This is a genomic window from Massilia sp. YIM B02443, assembly GCF_030411955.1.
In the GTDB taxonomy this organism is placed as follows: Bacteria; Pseudomonadota; Gammaproteobacteria; order Burkholderiales; family Burkholderiaceae_D; genus Telluria.
The window spans coordinates 481,231-497,807 of sequence record NZ_JASNRA010000001.1; the positions used below are offsets into that span (position 1 = coordinate 481,231).

The 16,577-nt window shown below is 66.9% G+C and carries 12 protein-coding genes; 4 read left to right on the forward strand and 8 right to left on the reverse strand.

All coding sequences use genetic code 11. The features are described 5' to 3' along the window. Positions 1–4 precede the first annotated feature (4 nt). From QPK27_RS02100 to QPK27_RS02120, 5 genes are read right to left on the reverse strand one after another with little or no spacing between them, the layout of a single operon-like run. Complete coding sequence (locus QPK27_RS02100) at positions 5–1,030, reverse strand: DUF1611 domain-containing protein (RefSeq protein WP_290416534.1); 1,026 nt, start codon at positions 1,028–1,030, stop codon at positions 5–7. After that, complete coding sequence (locus QPK27_RS02105) at positions 1,030–3,270, reverse strand: TonB-dependent receptor (RefSeq protein WP_290416535.1); 2,241 nt, start codon at positions 3,268–3,270, stop codon at positions 1,030–1,032. The genes QPK27_RS02100 and QPK27_RS02105 overlap by 1 nt, the downstream gene beginning before the upstream one ends. 26 nt (positions 3,271–3,296) lie before the next feature. After that, positions 3,297–4,607 (reverse strand): peptide MFS transporter, encoded by a 1,311-nt coding sequence (locus tag QPK27_RS02110; RefSeq protein WP_290416536.1) that lies wholly within the window; start codon positions 4,605–4,607, stop codon positions 3,297–3,299. After that, a complete protein-coding gene (locus QPK27_RS02115) occupies positions 4,604–5,614 on the reverse strand; it encodes a dipeptide epimerase (RefSeq protein WP_290416537.1) in 1,011 nt (336 codons plus the stop codon). Before QPK27_RS02115 ends, QPK27_RS02110 begins: the two co-directional genes overlap by 4 nt. Further along, the gene (locus tag QPK27_RS02120; RefSeq protein ID WP_290416538.1) at positions 5,614–7,662 is read right to left on the reverse strand and encodes a serine hydrolase; all 2,049 of its coding nucleotides are present in this window, start codon (positions 7,660–7,662) and stop codon (positions 5,614–5,616) included. The genes QPK27_RS02115 and QPK27_RS02120 overlap by 1 nt, the downstream gene beginning before the upstream one ends. Before the next feature lie 132 nt (positions 7,663–7,794). On the opposite strand from QPK27_RS02120, the gene QPK27_RS02125 reads away from it, so the two are divergent. Next, complete coding sequence (locus QPK27_RS02125; RefSeq protein WP_290416539.1) at positions 7,795–8,472, forward strand: helix-turn-helix domain-containing protein; 678 nt, start codon at positions 7,795–7,797, stop codon at positions 8,470–8,472. Between the two features lie 28 nt (positions 8,473–8,500). Here the strand turns inward: QPK27_RS02125 and QPK27_RS02130 are convergent, their stop codons facing one another. Then, positions 8,501–9,304: a hypothetical protein gene (locus QPK27_RS02130; protein ID WP_290416540.1), complete on the reverse strand. Its 804-nt coding sequence runs from the start codon at positions 9,302–9,304 to the stop codon at positions 8,501–8,503. A 197-nt stretch (positions 9,305–9,501) separates the two neighbouring features. On the opposite strand from QPK27_RS02130, the gene rpiA reads away from it, so the two are divergent. Next, positions 9,502–10,179 (forward strand): ribose-5-phosphate isomerase RpiA, encoded by a 678-nt coding sequence (gene rpiA / locus QPK27_RS02135; RefSeq protein WP_290416541.1) that lies wholly within the window; start codon positions 9,502–9,504, stop codon positions 10,177–10,179. 13 nt (positions 10,180–10,192) lie between these two features. Then, positions 10,193–10,501, forward strand: coding sequence for a hypothetical protein (locus QPK27_RS02140; protein WP_290416542.1), 309 nt, complete (start codon positions 10,193–10,195; stop codon positions 10,499–10,501). Between the two features lie 81 nt (positions 10,502–10,582). Here the strand turns inward: QPK27_RS02140 and QPK27_RS02145 are convergent, their stop codons facing one another. Both QPK27_RS02145 and argA read right to left on the reverse strand, forming a co-directional pair. Beyond that, positions 10,583–10,855 (reverse strand): oxidative damage protection protein, encoded by a 273-nt coding sequence (locus tag QPK27_RS02145; protein WP_290416543.1) that lies wholly within the window; start codon positions 10,853–10,855, stop codon positions 10,583–10,585. 93 nt (positions 10,856–10,948) lie between these two features. After that, on the reverse strand, positions 10,949–12,262 hold the full coding sequence (argA, locus tag QPK27_RS02150) for an amino-acid N-acetyltransferase (protein WP_290416544.1): 1,314 nt from the start codon (positions 12,260–12,262) through the stop codon (positions 10,949–10,951). Between the two features lie 56 nt (positions 12,263–12,318). Between argA and hrpA the strand changes: the two genes are divergently transcribed. Continuing rightward, positions 12,319–16,497 (forward strand): ATP-dependent RNA helicase HrpA, encoded by a 4,179-nt coding sequence (gene hrpA, locus QPK27_RS02155; RefSeq protein ID WP_290416545.1) that lies wholly within the window; start codon positions 12,319–12,321, stop codon positions 16,495–16,497. The last annotated feature ends 80 nt before the right edge of the window (positions 16,498–16,577 follow it).

Here is a 16,577-nt window from a genome sequence, read left to right on the forward strand (position 1 = left end):
CAGTTCAGTCGCAGCAGGCGTCGAGCAGGCGCTCGAACGCCGGTCCACCGCGCATCGGATCGGCCACCGGATAGGGCAGGCGTTCAGCCAGCGCCGCGATCTCGGCGGCGGCTTCGTGCTCGTCCAGGCTGCCGGTGTTCAGGGCCACGCCCACGCAGCGGATGGCGGGATTGGTGACCCGGCCCAGCGCGATGGTCTGCGCCACCACCTCGCGGATCGAGGGCAGCGGCACGTGCGGGTAGCCGAGCAGGTGGCTGCGGGTCGGATCGTGGCAGACCACGAACATGTCGGGCTGGCTGCCGTGCAGCAGGCCGAGCGAGACGCCGGCGAAGGCCGGGTGGAACAGCGAGCCCTGGCCCTCGATCACGTCGATGTGGCCGGGCGCGGCGGCGGGGCTGAGCACCTCGGCGGCGCCGGCCACGAAGTCGGACACCACGGCGTCGATCGGCATGCCGCTGCCGGCGATCATGATGCCGGTCTGGCCGGTGGCGCGAAACTCGGCGTCCATTCCACGCGCGCGCAGGCCGCGGCTGAGCGCCAGCGCCGTGTACTTCTTGCCCAGCGCGCAGTCGGTGCCGACGGTGAGCAAACGCTGTCCGCTGCGCGGCAAGCCGTTCGCAATCGGGATCGACGGCGGCGGGTTGCGCACGTCGACCAGGCGCCGGCCGTGGCGTGCGGCGGCGTCCAGCAGCTGCGGCAGCGACGCCAGGCGCACGTGCATGCCCGAGACGATGTCCAGGCCCGCTTCCAGCGCTTCCACCAATGCCGGCGCCCAGGCCGGCGGGATACCGCCGCCGGGCGCCGCCACGCCGATCACCAGCTCGCGCGCGCCCTGCGCCGCGGCCTGCGCCGGCGACAGCGAAGGCAGGCCGGCCGAGACGGTGGCGCCGGGCAGGCGCAGCTCGCCCACGCAGCGCTCGCCCGCCCAGTCGCGCAGGCCGAAGGCGGTCTTGGCGAAGCCCGGTTCGGTGATGTCGCCCAAAAACAGCAGGCAGCGCTTGATGCCCAATCCTTGGTTCGATGCCGTCATCAATACTCCTTGGTCAGGGTCAGGCCGATCGTGCGCGGCGTGATGATCCCGGTGCTCATCGCCCCGTTCGGATAGACGAAGCCGCCGTTGGCGACGATCGCCGAAGTCGAGGTCTTGCCGTCGCTGTTGCCGATGTTCTTGGCAAAGGCTTCCACCGTCCACGATCCCAGCTCGACGCCGAAATGGGCGTCGAACACGTTGTACGACGGGATCTCGCGCTGGCGGCCGTTGGCGGCGCGGTAGTCGCTATCGAACGCGCCGTGCTGGCCGGCCACGCGCCGGCCCGAGACGCCGGCATAGGCCGGGGTGGTGGTTCCGATCACCCAGCGGTAGTCGGCCATCAGCGCCAGCGTGTATTTCGGCGAGAACGGCAGCTTGTCGCCTTTGACGCCGCCCACCAGCGGGTCGGTATCGCCGTCCAGCTTCGCCTTGCCCCAGGTGCCGTTAGCCGACAGCCGCAGATTACGCACGGGCCGGTAGCTGGCGGTGAATTCGATGCCATCGCTGGTGGCGCCGGCGCCGTTGGTGTTCACGCCGTAGTCGTTGACGATGGCCAGCAGCTGGATGTCCTTCCACTTGATGTGATAGGCCGACAGGTCGAGCGCGAAGCGGCCGTCGCTCGACTCGGTCTTGAGGCCCGCCTCGTAGCTCATCACGCTGTCCGACTCGTAGGTGGCCGGGGTGCCGGGCGGCGTGTCCGGCGGCAGCACGTTGGGCCCGCCCGGACGGAAGCCCTTGGCGGCGCGCGCGTACAGCGCGGTGCGCTCGCCGAACTTGCGCTTCAGGGCGACGGCGTAGGTGAACACGTTTTCCTTCGAGTCGGCGCGGTAGTCCGATGCGCCGCCGGCCAGCGCGCCGTCGGACACCTGGCGCGCATCCTGCTCGTTCCGGCTGTAACGCCCGCCCAGGTCGAGGTCGTAGTGCTGGCCGAGATGGAAGGTGGTATTGGCGAAGGCCGCGATCTCGCGGTAGTTCGAGCGCAGGCCGATGTCGGCCAGCAGCGGCAGACCGGTCGCCGGGTCCATGGTGCCGGGCACCACCGCGTGGTAGCGCTGGGCGATGGCGCCGTCTTCATCGGTGTAGTAAAGGCCGGCCAGCCAGTCGAACGCCTGGCCTTCGTTGGAAGACAGGCGCAGTTCCTGGGTGAATTTCTTCGACTCGACTTCCTGCCCCAGGTACAGCTCATTGGCGACGCCGAAGTTGTCGGCGACGATGCCGCTCAGGTTGAAGGTGGCGTCTTCGCGGATGAACTGCTTCTGGGTGCTGTAGCTGGTGGACGAGGTCAGGCTGGCGGCGCCGAAGTCCCAGTTGGCGGTGCCGTTGTAGACACGGTAGTGCATGTCGCGCCGGGTCGGCACGTATTGGGACAGGGTGGGGCGGCCGTACAGCGTGTCGAGCGTATCGGGATCGCTCTCCACGGCGCTGGGCGCGTCGGCGGCGATGTTCTGCGCGACAGCGGACAGGCGCAGGTTGAACTGGGCGTTCGGCTTGTACAGCAGCGACGCGCGCCCGCCATAGTTGCGGGCGTCGTTGATGTTCGATTCGCGGTCCGAGCCGGCCACGCCAATCGAGTCGATGTAGCCGGGTTCCTTCAGGTACGAGCCGGATGCCCGGAACGCCAGCGTGTCGCTGATCGGCGTGTTCACCACCAGGTTGGAGCGGTAGCCGGTCTTGCCGCCGTCGCTTGACGCCACGCCGACCCGTGCGCGCAGCGCGAAGCCGTCGAAGTCGGGCGCATTGGTCACGAACTTGACCAGGCCGCCGAGCGAGCTGGCGCCGTACAAGGCGCCTTGCGGGCCGCGCAGCACCTCGATGCGCGCCAGGTCGAAGGTGTCGAAGTCGCCGGCCAGGATCGCGCCGTTCACCAGGCCGCTGCTGGAGCCGAACGGCGTCTCGTCCAGGTACACCGCCACCGTCGACGCCACGCCGCCGGTATCGAGCCCGCGCAGCACGATACGGCCTTCGCCCGGCGTGCTTTGCACCAGCTGCAGGCTGGGCACCAGTTTCAGGTAGTCCGAGAAGCCGACCGCCTGGTGCTTCTCGAGCGCGTCGCCGCCGACCACCGACATCGACTGCGGCACGTCGACTGTCGCCTGCGCGCGCTTTTGCGCCGTCACCACCACCTGCTGGGTGTCGTCGCGCAACGCTTGCTGGCCGGCCGCGAAGGCGCCGGACACGGCCAGCGCCATCGACGTCGCCGCCAGCGATTTCAAACCGATACGACCCGCTACTGTTGCCATGTGCATCTCCCGTCGTCTTGTAGTCATCAGGTGTGTTGGATTGCAGTGGACGTCGCGGTGTCCGATGGTTGGGGGCGGTCGGCGCGTCGCATCGGGCCGTCCAGGCGCCACAGCAGCGCGGCGGCGGTCAGCGCCAGCAGCGCGAGCAGGGCGAAGAACGCGCCGTGCCCCATGCGGCTCCACAGGCTGCCCACCAGCCCGGCCGACAGGCTGCCGGCGAAGGTGACCAGGAACCAGGCCGCGACCGTGGTCGAACCCAGATGACGCGGCGCCAGGCGCGCGAAGAGGCCCAGGCCGGCGGGCAGGATGAACAGTTCGCCGAAGGTCAGCACCAGGAAGAAGAGAAGCAGCCAGATCCAGCCGGTGGTGGCCTTGGCTTGGGCGCCGGCGTTCCAGCTGACCGCCGCCAGCAGCAGGTAGGCCGCGGACACGATGGCGGCGCCGCAGGCCATGCGCCGCAGCGGCGCCTGGTCGACCCCGCGCGCGGCGCGCCGGCCCCACCAGGCCAGCAGCGGAGGCGTCATCAGCATCACGAACAAGGGGTTCAGCGACTGGAACCAGGTCATGGGGATCGCGAAGCCGCCGGCATTGCGATCGACGCCGGTGTCGGCCCACAGCGCCACCGTGTTGCCGACCTGTTCGTAGGCGGCGCGGAATACCGTCACCGCCAGGCCGACGCCGAGCAGCACCAGCACGGTGTCGCGCGCCATGCCGCGCCGCGGTTCGGCATCGACCGCAGGTGTGCGCGGCAGCTCGGGCGGCAGATAGCGCTGTCCCGCCACGTAGATCGCCAGCCCGGCCAGCATGCCGATGCCGGCCAGGCCGAAGCCGTAGTGCCAGCCATACAGTTCGCCCACGGTGCCGCAGATCAGCGGCGCCAGGAAGCCGCCGATGTTGACGCCGACGTAATACACGTTGAACGCCCAGCCGCGCCGTGCGTCGCCATGCGCGTACAGGTCGCCCACCTGGCTCGGCAGCGACGGCAGGAACAGGCCGTTGCCGAGCGCAATGGTGGCCAGCGCCAGGTAAAACAGGGCGTCGAAGGTCATCATGAAGTGGCCCGCCGCCATGATCGAGGCGCCGGTCACGATCGCGCGCCGCTTGCCGAGCACACGGTCGGCCAGCACCCCGCCCAGGATCGGCGTGAAATAGGCGCAGGCGGTATAGGCGCCGTAGACGAAAGAGGCGTGGGCCTGGCCCAGCATCAGCTGCTTGGTCATGTAGTAGACCAGCAGCGCGCGCATGCCGTAGTACGAGAACTGTTCCCACATATTCGTCAGGAACAGGATCGTCAGGCCGCGCGGGTGGCCGAACCAGGTCGGCGCGGCGTTGTTCATGCCGTGACTCCGACCGGCGCACCCCAGACTTCGGGGCCGGCCCAGACCTCGCCGTCGACGTACTGCACGCCAGGGTCGCGGTCGTTAGCCAGGAAGATCGGGCCGTCCAGGTCGACGATGTCGCACACCTGTCCCAGCACGAAGCTCGGGCCCATCGCCAGGCTGGAGCCACCCATGTTGCCGACCATGACGCCAAGGCCCAGACGGCGCGCTTCCTGCGCCATCATCAGCGCTTCGGTCAGGCCGCCGCATTTATCGAGCTTGATGTTAACAACGTCGAAGCGGCCCACGGCGCCGGGCACGTCTTCCAGCGACAGGATGCTCTCGTCGCCGGCGATCGGAATCGGCGACTTCAAGCCTGCGAGGCTGGCTTCCTGCCCGCGCGCCAGCGGCTGCTCGAGCAGGGCCACGTCGTGCGCCTGCAGCCCGGCGATGAGCGCGTCGAGCTGGCCCGGGACGAAGCCCTGGTTGCCATCCACGCCGAGCCAGACGTCGGGCCGCGCGGCGCGGATCGCGCCAACGCGCGCCAGGTCCAGATCGAGTTCGCCGGTGAGCTTGATCTTGATGGCGCGCGCCTGGGCGTGGCTGCGCGCCGTTTCGGCCATCGCCGCGGGTTCCTCGGCGCCCAGCGTGAAGGTGGTGCGCAGTGCACGCGGTACGTCCTGGCCGGCCAGCTTCCACACCGGCACGCCGGCGCGCGCCGCCTCCAGTTCCCACAACGCGCAATCGACCGCGTTGCGCGCGCCGCCCGGCGGCAGGATGGCACGCAGCTGTTCGCGCGTCGGGCCGGCCTCGATGGCGTCGCGCGCGGCCTCCAGCGTGTCCAGCATGTGCGGCACGTCGTCGCCCAGGTAATACACGCCGCCGCCTTCGCCGCGGCCGCGATGCAGGCCGTCGTCGAGCGTGACCACCACCACCTGGAAGGCCTCGAACACGTAGCCCGAAATCCGGAACGGCTTGGCCAGGCGCAGCCGCTCGGCTGCGATCGACATGGTCAGGCGCTTCATCAGTAGCTCACCGACATCGCCACCAGGTGGTAGCGCACCGCCACGTAGCAGACCAGCAGGGCGCTGAGCAGGAACAGCATGCTCCACGCCTTGCGCCACCAGCCCTGCTGCGGCTTGAACGCCAGGCGCAGGTTGCTGGCGCCGGCGACCAGCGCCGCCAAAAAGGCCAGCAGGCCGGCGACCTGCAGCAGCCACAGCCAGCCGTCGAGCGCGGCGGTGGCGTTGGCGACCGTGTTTTCGAGCGCCAGCACCACGCCGGTCCAGCCGGCCAGCACCAGCAGGCTGGCCAGCGCCGCCAGCTGCATCGCCAGCACCGTCTTCTTCGCCGCGCCGCCGTGCGGATACGCGAGCTTGTAGCGACGGCGCACGATCCAGCCGGCCGGCATCGCCACAAAGGTGAACAGGAACACCAGCACCGCCGCGCCCAGCGCCGGCAGCAGCCAGGCCGCATTGGTCCCGGCCGGGACGCGGTCGAGCACCATGAACGGCGACATGAAGTCCATGCTCCAGCGCACCACCTGGTCGTTCACCACCTGCGCCGCGAGACGGTCTTCACCATTGCGGTCGCGCCAGACGAAGGGCGCGATCTCGACCCATTCGCGCGGACGGTTGTTGGGGCCGAGCAGGGCCGGGACCACCAGTTCGCCTTCGGGCCCGGTATGGATCTTCACCTGGCCCAGCAGGCCAAACAGCGCAAAGATGTTCGACTCCGAGCGGCGGCTGCTTTGCCACGACCCCACCATCATCTGCGCATGGCGCTTGGCCGTGTCGGCGTCGACCCGGCCATCCGGCGCGCCCTGGTTCGGGAAATAGCGGTCGGCGAAATCGTGGAACAGGGCGCCGCGCAGCGTGTTGGACGCGCCCGGATGGCCGCTGCCGTTCACCGACAGGTACAGGCCGACGCCTTCGCGCATGAACAGGTGCAGCGAGGTGTGGAAGGCTTCGGTGTCGCCCAGGTGGGCGATCACGTCACGGCCGTTCACGTTGGTCTCGAAGAAGCCCAGTTCCATGCGGTTGAGCGGACCGATGATGGTCGACCTGGCGATCTTGTCGAGCGGGCTGTCGTGCATCATCGCTGCGGTGGCGCTGGAGAGGATGCGGCGGCCCTTGAATTCGCCGCCGGCCAGGTGCGCGATCATGAAGTTGGCCATGTCGACGCCACTGGCCGACAGCGCCCCGGCCGGCGCCGAATTGACGATCTCGAAGCCGAGCGAGGGCTCGCCCGGCGTGATGTAGCCGGTGGCCATGTGCGGGGCCAGCGCGGCGGGCAGCGGCTGGCGGAAGCTGGCGCTCTTCATCTCGAGCGGGGCGAAGACGTGCTGTTCGACGTAGTCGTCGAACGACTGGCCCGACACCCGTTCGACGATGTAGCCGGCCAGTGAAGTCGCGTAGTTGGAGTAGGCCGGCGTGACGCCGGGCTCGAAGATGCGCTCCGGTACCCAGCTCTTGAGCAGCGCGCCGAGCGGCTTGTAGTCGCCCTTGCCGTAGACGATCAGGTACTTGACCGCTTCCTCGAAGCCGGCGGTATGGGTCATCACGTTGCGCATCGTGATCGGCTTGTCGCCACGTGCTGCGATTTTAAAATCGAGGTAGGTGTTGATGTCGGCGTCGAGGTCGATCTTGCCTTGTTCGACCAGCTGCATCACGGCGGTCCAGGTGACCAGCTTCGACACCGAGCCGGGACGGAACAGCGTGCGCAGCGGGTCGACCGGAGTGCGCTTGTCGACGTCGGCGTAGCCGAAACCGCGCGCGGTGAGGATCTGGCCGTCCTTGACCACCACGACCACGGCGCCGGGGATGTCGCTGGTGTTCAGCGCGAACGGCATGTAGCCGTCGAGCCAGGCGTCGACATTGGTCTTGTCGAGCGCTTGCGGCTGGCCCGGCGTGCCTGCCTGGACTGCGCTTTGCGGCGTGTCCGACGGCTTGGGGCCGGGCTTGAGCGGGGAGAGGGGAGTCGAGGGCGGCGTCGGCGCCTGGACCGCCTGCTGCGCTGTCACATTCGCGTGCCAGCAGGCTAGGCCGAGCAGCAATAACTTCAGGAATCTCATACAGTCCCCCATCTCCACGGTTGATTGCGATCGCCGGATCGAGCCTATAAAATAGTTCCTGATCCGAGTATTTTTCTCTGATTAGAGAAATATCTACCTCGACGGAAAATTTGTCAACAACGAAAAATAAACATGTCATCTGACTCCCCGACACTGGCCGCGCTGATTCGCGGCCTGCGCAGCCGCCAGGGCTGGACGCTGAAGGAAATGAGCGTCAAGAGCGGCATCCCGGTCTCGACGCTGTCGAAGGTCGAGCACGGGCAGCTGACGCTGACCTACGACAAGCTGTACCAGCTGAGCCAAAAGCTCGGCATGCGCATGTCGGAACTATTCGCGGAAGAGAAAAGCGAGGGGGAGACGCCGGTGACGGCGCGCCGCAGCGTGGGCAGCCTGGAGACGGCGCTGCGGGTCGAGACGCCCAATTACGACTACCACTACCTGTGCGCCGAGCTACGCCGCAAGCGCATGATCCCGGTGTTCACGCGCCTGCGCGCCAGCAGCGTCAAGCAGTTCGGCAGCCTGGTGCACCACTCGGGCGAGGAGTTCACCTATGTGCTGAAAGGGACGATGGTGCTGCATACGGAGTTCTACGACCCGGTGACCTTGAGCGCCGGGCAGTCGATCTATTTCGATTCGAGCATGGGACACGCCTACCTGACGGCGGAGGGCTGCGACGAGGTCGAGATGTTGACCGTGATGTCGAACGACGATGAGGACCAGCACGCGATCATGGCGTCGCATGCGCCGGTGCGGGCCGAAGAAAAGCCGAAGCCGGAGCCGGCTCGGGGGCGCAAGCGCAGCGGCGCCTGACAAGTAATTCTCCGATCGGAGAATCCGGTCAGCCTTTCTTTTCGTCGAGCGTCACGTTGTCCAGCGGACCGACGAAGCCGATGGTTGCCGCGCCTGTTGCCGCCCTGGCCGGGTCGAACGGCAGCACGTGGCACAGGCCTTCGACACGCGTCGCGGCCGGCACGCCGTCGATCTCGATGCGCGCGTCGGCCGAGCGGAAGCACGCCCGCAAGCCGGCGATGCTGGCGTTGCGGATCTCGCGCAGGCCGAGCCGGTACCACGGAACCTGGTTCTGCACGATCTTGAACTCGTCGATGGCCTTGGCGAAATCCGCATACGCGAGCGTCTGCTCGGGCGACAGGCGCAGCTTGAATGCCACGTTCAGGCTGCGCCACTTGGTCTGGGCATTGAACATGACCGTGGCGCTTTCCTGCACCGCCTGCGCCAGGTAGGGCAGCACGAAGTAACCGCCGCGGCCGACCGGCACCACCTGGTCGAAGGTGTCGCCGACAATGGCGACGCCCCAGGTCTCGGGATTGTAGGCGTCGTTCGCGGCGCCGTCGGGTTCCTTGAACGAAAGCCGGTAGGTGAAGTCGATCACGCGCGGCTCGGGCGGCTGGAACGATTGCAGCAGCGACTGGATGCCGAAGAAGGATTTGTACGACAGGTCGCCGGCGTTCTTCCCGGCGTTGATCTTGACCGGGGATTGCGCGCCGGCCGGCGCTTCGGTCACAGCCGGCGTGTCGAGGGGCGCTGCGTCCTGCGCCGCGGCATGGGCGCTGCCCAGTGCTGCCAGCAGCGCCAGCAACGCCGGGATGCGGCGACCCGTCAGCGCCTGAAAAATGTGCTTCATCCGTGATCCTTTGCTCGAAGTGTCGTAGTTTACTCGTATCGTAAACAATCCACCGGCAGCAGGCGCGACATCCTGCGCGCCGGATAGAAAATCCCGACCACTGCCGCGCCGCCGACGGCGATCGCGATCGTCAGGCCCAGCGACGGAATCCGCTAGAATGACGGCTTCCCTTCTTACCATCGCAACGACATCGCATCATGACTCAAGACGAACTGAAACAAGCTACGGCGCGCGCCGCCATCGACTACGTGGTCGACGGTGAAATCATCGGCGTCGGCACCGGCTCGACCGCCAACTTCTTCATCGACGAACTGGCGAAGATCAAGGACCGCATCAAGGGCACCGTGGCGTCATCGGAAGCGACCGCCGCACACCTGCGCGGCCACGGCATCCCGGTGTTCGATCTGAACGAGGTCGAGTCGATGGCGGTGTACATCGACGGCGCCGACGAGATCAACGCGCAGGGCGCGATGATCAAGGGCGGCGGCGCAGCGCTGACGCGCGAGAAGATCGTGGCCTCGGTGGCCAAGAAATTCGTGTGCATCGCGGATGGCTCGAAGTTGGTCGAGACGCTCGGCAAGTTCCCGCTGCCGGTCGAAGTGATCCCGATGGCGCGCGCGTCCGTGATGCGCAAGCTGGTGGCGCTGGGCGGCCAGCCGAAGCTGCGCCTGAAGGCGGGCACCGACCAGCCGTACATCACCGACAACGGCGGTGAGCTGATCGACGTTGCCGGCCTGTCGATTACCGATCCGGTGGCGCTGGAAAACGAGATCAACGGGATCACCGGCGTGATCGCCGTGGGCCTGTTTGCCAGGGCCGGCGCCAACGTCTGCCTGCTGGGCACGGCGGAAGGCGTCAAGACCCTGTCGTTCTGATCGGAGCTTGTGTATGAAACGCGCGCTGGTGCTGGTGGCTGTGTTGTTGGGCGGTTGTTCCGTTTTCCGCAGTCCGATGGAGCCGGCGGTTGCGCCGGCGGTGCAGCCGTCGCCGGATGTGGCGGCGATCCAGCGCGTGCCGTTCCGTGTCGGCACGTCGTCGACGACGGTCGAGAAGCTGGCGCGTGAACAGGCGTGCACCAGTGCGCAAGGGGCGGGACTGATGACCGAACCGGGGCCGGTGGAGGTTTACCGGGTGCGTTGCGACAACGGCAAGGTGTTCACGGCGCGCTGCGAACTGAGACAGTGCCGCAGCATGTGATCCCGACACTACACGCAAGGACATAAAAAAATCCCCCAGTGGCACACGCCATGGGGGATTTTTTACGGAACGAAGGGTTGCTTACGCCGCCGGCGGCACGTAACCCACCGCCTGATCCGCGCCTTCGCCGAAGAAGTGCTTCTCCATCTGCGTCGCCAGGTACTTGCGCGCGCGGTCGTCGGCCAGGTTCAGGCGGTTCTCGTTGATCAGCATGGTCTGGTGCTTGAGCCATGCCTGCCATGCCTCTTTCGAGACCGACTGGTACAGCTTCTTGCCCATTTCGCCGGGCACTGGCGGGAAATCCAGCCCTTCGGCTTCCTTGTTCAGTTTGATGCAGTGGACGGTGCGGGCCATTGTGGTACTCCTGTTGTCTGGTTCAAATGCGAATTCTGGATGAAGCCGACATTATAAAGACTTGCACCGCCCGCTGCCGGGCGGTGCTCATGATTACAACTGCTTGATCAGCACCTGCGAGCGGCGCTGCCAGTTGTACATGTGCTGGCGGTCCTTCGGCAGGTCGTCCACCGTGGCGGGCACGAAGCCGCGCTTCTTGAACCAGTGCGAGGTGCGCGTGGTCAGCACGAACAGCTTGGTCAGCCCGGCGGCGCGCGCGCGGTTTTCCATGTGCTTCAGGATCCGTTCGCCGTCGCCCTGGGCCTGCGCGTCCGAGCTCACCGTCAGGCATGCCATTTCGCCCATCTTCTCTTCGGGGAAGGGATACAGCGCGGCGCAGCCGAAGATCACGCCGTCGTGGTCGATCACCGAGAACTGGTCGATCTCGCGTTCGATCAGCTCGCGGCCGCGGTACACCAGGGTGCCGTCGGCTTCCAGCGGTTCGATGAGCTTGATAATTCCGCCGACGTCCTCAATTGTGGCCTGGCGCAGGCTTTCCAGGTTCTCGTGGGTGATCATGGTGCCCACGCCGTCGTGGGTGAACACTTCGAGCAATGCCGAACCGTCCATCTCGAACGGAATGATGTGGGCGCGGTCGACGCCGGCGTTGCAGGCGCGGATCGCATGGCGCAGGTAGAACCCGGCGTTCTCTTGCAGGAAGCCCGCCTGCAGCACGGCTTCGGCCTGGTGCGACGACAGTTCGCGCATCTCGGCGCCGGCGGCGTCCTGCAGCATCGACGATTCGGTCAGGAAGATCAGCTTGTCGGCGCGCAGCGCGATCGCGGCCGAGGCGGCGACGTCTTCCAGCGTCAGGTTGAAGATCTCGCCGGTGGGCGAGAAGCCCAGCGGCGACAGCAGCACCAGGTTGTCTTCGGTCTTGAGGATCGGGTGGATCTTCTCGGCCGCGATCTTGCGCGTGACGCCGGTCAGTTCGAAGTCGACGCCGTCGATCACGCCGAGCGGGCGCGCGACCACGAAGTTGCCCGAGACGATGCTGATCTGGGCGTTCGACATCGGTGTGTTGGGCAGGCCCTGGCTGAAGGCGGCCTCGATGTCGAGGCGCAGTTCGCCGGCGGCTTCCTTGGCGCACTCGAGCGCGGCGGTGTCGGTGATGCGGATGCCGTTATGGAAGCGGCCCTCGACGTTGCGCAGCGCCAGCTGTTCGGCCACCTGCGGCCGCGAACCGTGCACCAGCACGATGCGGATGCCGAGACCGACCAGCAAAGAGAGGTCGTGCGCCAGTACCGGCAGGGCGCCGGCGGCGACCAGTTCGCCGGGAAAAGCGACCACGAAAGTCTTGCCGCCGAAGGCGTGAATATACGGCGCGACCGAGCGCAGCCACTGGACGAATTGGGTAGGATTTTCCATTTGCCGCATTATAATTCGCTGCGCGTCGTGCGCACCAAATTCCCTAGTAAAAATCAATGTCTGAACAGAGTAACAAGCCTTTGCCGCAACCGGCGCGCGCTGCAACCAACGAGAACGCTTCGACGCCGGTGGAAACGCGCGCGCCAATGACGCAGACGCCGGACGGCGAACTGCAGACCAGGCCGGAACGCCGCGACGGCGGGCCGCGTCGCGCGCCTGCGCGTGCGGAAGGGGCGCGTCCGCCGCGTACCGAAGGCCAGCGCCCGGCGGGCAATGGTCAGCCGCGTACCGAAGGCCAGCGCCCGCGCCAGGAACGCGCGCCGCGTGAGGATGCTCCTGTCGTGCGCAACCCGCTACCCTTGATTACGTTCCCCGAAGACCTGCCGGTATCCGGCCGCCGCGCCGAGATCGCGAAGGCGATTCAAGAGAACCAGGTCGTCATCGTCTCGGGCGAAACCGGTTCCGGCAAGACCACGCAGCTGCCGAAAATCTGCCTGGAACTGGGCCGTGGATCGAAGGCCCTGATCGGCCACACCCAGCCGCGCCGTATCGCCGCGTCGTCGACCGCCAAGCGCATCGCGCAGGAACTCGGTTCGCCGCTGGGCGAACACGTCGGCTTCAAGGTGCGTTTCAACGACACGCTGCAGAAGGGCGCCTCGGTCAAGCTGATGACCGACGGTATCCTGCTGGCCGAAACCCAGACCGACCCGCTGCTCAAGGGCTACGACACGATCATCATCGACGAAGCCCACGAACGCAGCCTGAACATCGACTTCCTGCTCGGCTACCTCAAGGGGCTGCTGCCGCGCCGTCCCGACCTGAAGGTGATCATCACCTCGGCGACCATCGATGCGGACCGTTTTGCGCGCCACTTCGCGGCCAACGACAAGCCGGCGCCGGTGATCGAGGTCTCGGGCCGCCTGTACAAGGTCGAGGTGCGCTATCGCCCGATCGACCGCGATCCGGTTGCGGGCGCGGCGCCGTCCGATCCGACCAAGCCGCTGCCGAAAGCGCAGGCCGCGCGTGAAAAACGCGACCTGATGGACGGCGTGGTCGACGCGGTCGACGAGTTGTGCCGCATCGGCTCGGGCGACGTGCTGGTGTTCCTGCCGGGCGAGCGCGAGATCCGCGACTGCGCCGAGGCGCTGCGCAAGCACCACCCGCCGCACGTAGACATCCTGCCGCTGTTCGCCCGTCTGTCGGTCGAGGAGCAGGACCGCGTGTTCCGCCCGAACGGCAACGCGCGCCGCATCGTGCTGGCCACCAACGTGGCCGAGACCTCGCTGACCGTGCCGGGCATCCGCTACGTGGTCGACACCGGCCTGGCGCGTGTAAAACGCTACAGTTTCAGGAACAAGGTCGAGCAGCTGCAGGTCGAGCCGATCGCGCAATCGGCCGCCAACCAGCGCGCCGGCCGCTGCGGCCGCGTGGCCGACGGCGTTTGCATCCGCCTGTTCGAGGAAGACGATTTCCTCAAGCGTCCGAAGTTCACCGAACCCGAGATCCTGCGCTCGTCGCTGGCCGCCGTCATCCTGCGCATGAAGTCCCTGCGCCTGACCGATGTCGAGACCTTCCCTTTCATCGAGGCGCCGCAAGGCCGCGCGATCGCCGACGGCTACCAGCTGCTGCAGGAAATCGGCGCCGTCGACGACAGCAATGAGCTGACGCCGCTGGGCCGCAAGCTGGCCAAGCTGCCACTCGACCCGCGCGTGGGCCGCATGATCCTGGCCGCGCTCGACAACCACTGCCTGACCGAGATGCTGATCGTGGCCTCGGCCCTGTCGACGCAGGACCCGCGCGACCGCCCGATCGAGTACCAGCAGCAGGCCGACGAGAAGCACAAGAAATTCGCCGACGAGAAGTCCGAATTCCTCAGCTACCTCAAGATCTGGGCCTGGTTCGAAGACGCGATCGAACACAAGAAAACCAACCGCCAGCTTGCCGACAACTGCCGCGCCAACTTCCTGTCGCAGCTGCGCCTGCGAGAGTGGCGCGACGTGCATTCGCAACTGCTGACCATCGTGCGCGAGCAGGGCTGGCGTTTGAACGAGTCGCCGGCCACCTATGAACAGCTGCACCTGGCGCTGCTGACTGGCCTGCTGGGCAACATCGGCTTCAAGGCCGAGGACGAGCAGGGCGGCGTGTACCTGGGCGCGCGCGGCATCAAGTTCCACATCTGGCCCGGCTCGACGCTGGGCAAGAAGGCGGGGCGCTGGATCATGGCGGCCGAACTGGTCGAGACCACGCGCCTGTATGCGCGCACGGTCGCCCAGATCCAGCCCGAGTGGCTGGAGAAGGTCGGCGCGCACCTGTTGAAAAAATCATGGGGCGAGCCGCGTTGGGAAAAGAAGCAGGCCCAGGTCACTGCGCTGGAGCGCGCCACGCTGTACGGCATCGTGGTCTATGGCGGCCGGCGCATCAACTACGGCCAGCGCAACCCGGTCGAGGCGCGCGAGATCTTCATCCGCGACGCGCTGGTCGCGGGCGACTACGAAACGCGGCTGCCGTTCTACATCCACAACCACAAGCTGGTGAAGGACATCGAGAACCTCGAGCACAAGTCGCGTCGCCAGGACGTGCTGGTGGACGACCAGCTGATCGCCGCCTTCTACGACCAGCAGATCCCGCACGACATCGTGAACGGCGCCGGCTTCGAGAAGTGGTACAAGGACGGGGCGCGCGACAATCCGAAGCTCTTGTACTTGAACCGCGAAGAACTGATGCGGCACGAGGCGGCCGGCGTCACCACCGAGCTGTTCCCGAAGACGATGCTCGTCACCGGCATCGAGATGGGACTGACCTACCACTTCGAGCCGGGCAGCCCGCGCGACGGCGTCACGCTGGCGGTGCCGCTGTTCGCGCTGAACCAGATTCCGCAGGAGCGCGCCGGCTGGCTGGTGCCGGGCATGCTCAAGGAGAAGGTGCACCTGCTGCTGAAATCCCTGCCGCAGAAGCTGCGCCGCCATTGCGTGCCGCTGCCGGACTACGCGGCGCGTTTTGTGGAGCGCATCGACGCCGCCGGTTCGTTCGGCCGCGGCGACCTGGTCGACGTGCTGATCGCGGACATCCGCGCCCAGACCGGCATCGCCGTGCTCACGGGCGACTTCAAGCTCGAGACGCTGCCGGTGCACCTGACGATGAACTTCAAGGTCATCGACGAGCATGGCCGCCAGCTCGACATGGGACGCAACCTGGCCACGCTGCAGGGTGAACTCGGGGGACAGGCACGCCAGAGCTTCCAGAAGATGGCGGAGGCGAAGCCGGACGTGGCGAGCGGCCGGGCCCAGGCGGCCAAGCCGGTAACGGCTGCGCCTGCGCCGGCTGCCGGCAAAGGCAAGGGCGCGGTTGCCACCCCGGCGGCCGCACCGGCGCCGAGCGCACCGGGCGCGCACACGGGACTGACGGGCTGGACCTTCGGCGAGCTGCCGGAACTGCTCGAGATCACCCAGGGCAAGCTGACGCTGATCGGCTTCCCGGCGCTGGTCGACAAGGGCACGCATTGCGACCTGGAAGTGTTCGACGACCCGAACGTGGCCGCGCGCACCCACCGCATCGGCCTGCGCCGCCTGTTCGCGCTGCAGTTCAAGGAACAGCTCAAGTTCGCCGAGAAGAACATCCCGGGCCTGCAGGGCATGGGCATGCAGTTCATGAACATCGGTTCGCAGGAAGACCTGCGCGACCAGATCGTGGCCAAGGCGATCGACATCGCGTGTTTGCAGGACCCGCTGCCGACAGACGCGGCCTCGTTCAACAAGCGCAAGGACGAGGGCAAGGGCCGCATCGGGCTGTTGATCAACGAAGTGGCGCGCCTGGCGGGGCAGATCCTGGGCGAGTTCCATGGGCTGCCAAAGCGGGTGCAGGCGCTGCCTGCGCCGGTGGCGTCGGACATTCAAGCGCAGCTGCAGGGCCTGATCCACAAGCGCTTCATCGCGGACAACGAGTACAGCCAGCTGGCGCACTTCCCGCGCTACCTCAAGGCGATCAACGTGCGTCTCGAGAAGCTGCGCGGCAATCCGTCGCGCGATGCGCAGCTGATGGCCGAGTGGCAGACGGCCGCCGCCCAGTTCCAGCGCACGCTCAAGAACGGGGCCGGCAAGAACAACGATCCGCGCATGATCGAGTTCCGCTGGATGCTGGAAGAGCTGCGCGTGTCGCTGTTCGCGCAGGAGCTGCGCACGCCGATGCCGGTGTCGGCCAAGCGTTTGCAGAAGGTGTGGGAGTCAATGCAGCGGTGACGTGCGCATCAAGATAAGACGTAGGGTTTGTAAAGGCAAAGTTGAAATGTCCGCTTCTAGCAAAGTTGAAATGTCCCTTT

What these genes read in the sequence shown, in the direction of transcription:
- hrpA (WP_290416545.1), top strand. Translation starts at nt 12,319, where the DNA reads ATGTCTGAACAGAGTAACAAGCCTTTGCCGCAACCGGCGCGCGCTGCA.
- QPK27_RS02125 (WP_290416539.1), top strand. Translation starts at nt 7,795, where the DNA reads ATGTCATCTGACTCCCCGACACTGGCCGCGCTGATTCGCGGCCTGCGC.
- argA (WP_290416544.1), bottom strand. Translation starts at nt 12,262, where the DNA reads ATGGAAAATCCTACCCAATTCGTCCAGTGGCTGCGCTCGGTCGCGCCG.
- QPK27_RS02145 (WP_290416543.1), bottom strand. Translation starts at nt 10,855, where the DNA reads ATGGCCCGCACCGTCCACTGCATCAAACTGAACAAGGAAGCCGAAGGG.
- QPK27_RS02100 (WP_290416534.1), bottom strand. Translation starts at nt 1,030, where the DNA reads ATGACGGCATCGAACCAAGGATTGGGCATCAAGCGCTGCCTGCTGTTT.
- QPK27_RS02130 (WP_290416540.1), bottom strand. Translation starts at nt 9,304, where the DNA reads ATGAAGCACATTTTTCAGGCGCTGACGGGTCGCCGCATCCCGGCGTTG.
- QPK27_RS02115 (WP_290416537.1), bottom strand. Translation starts at nt 5,614, where the DNA reads ATGAAGCGCCTGACCATGTCGATCGCAGCCGAGCGGCTGCGCCTGGCC.
- QPK27_RS02105 (WP_290416535.1), bottom strand. Translation starts at nt 3,270, where the DNA reads ATGGCAACAGTAGCGGGTCGTATCGGTTTGAAATCGCTGGCGGCGACG.
- rpiA (WP_290416541.1), top strand. Translation starts at nt 9,502, where the DNA reads ATGACTCAAGACGAACTGAAACAAGCTACGGCGCGCGCCGCCATCGAC.
- QPK27_RS02110 (WP_290416536.1), bottom strand. Translation starts at nt 4,607, where the DNA reads ATGAACAACGCCGCGCCGACCTGGTTCGGCCACCCGCGCGGCCTGACG.
- QPK27_RS02120 (WP_290416538.1), bottom strand. Translation starts at nt 7,662, where the DNA reads ATGAGATTCCTGAAGTTATTGCTGCTCGGCCTAGCCTGCTGGCACGCG.
- QPK27_RS02140 (WP_290416542.1), top strand. Translation starts at nt 10,193, where the DNA reads ATGAAACGCGCGCTGGTGCTGGTGGCTGTGTTGTTGGGCGGTTGTTCC.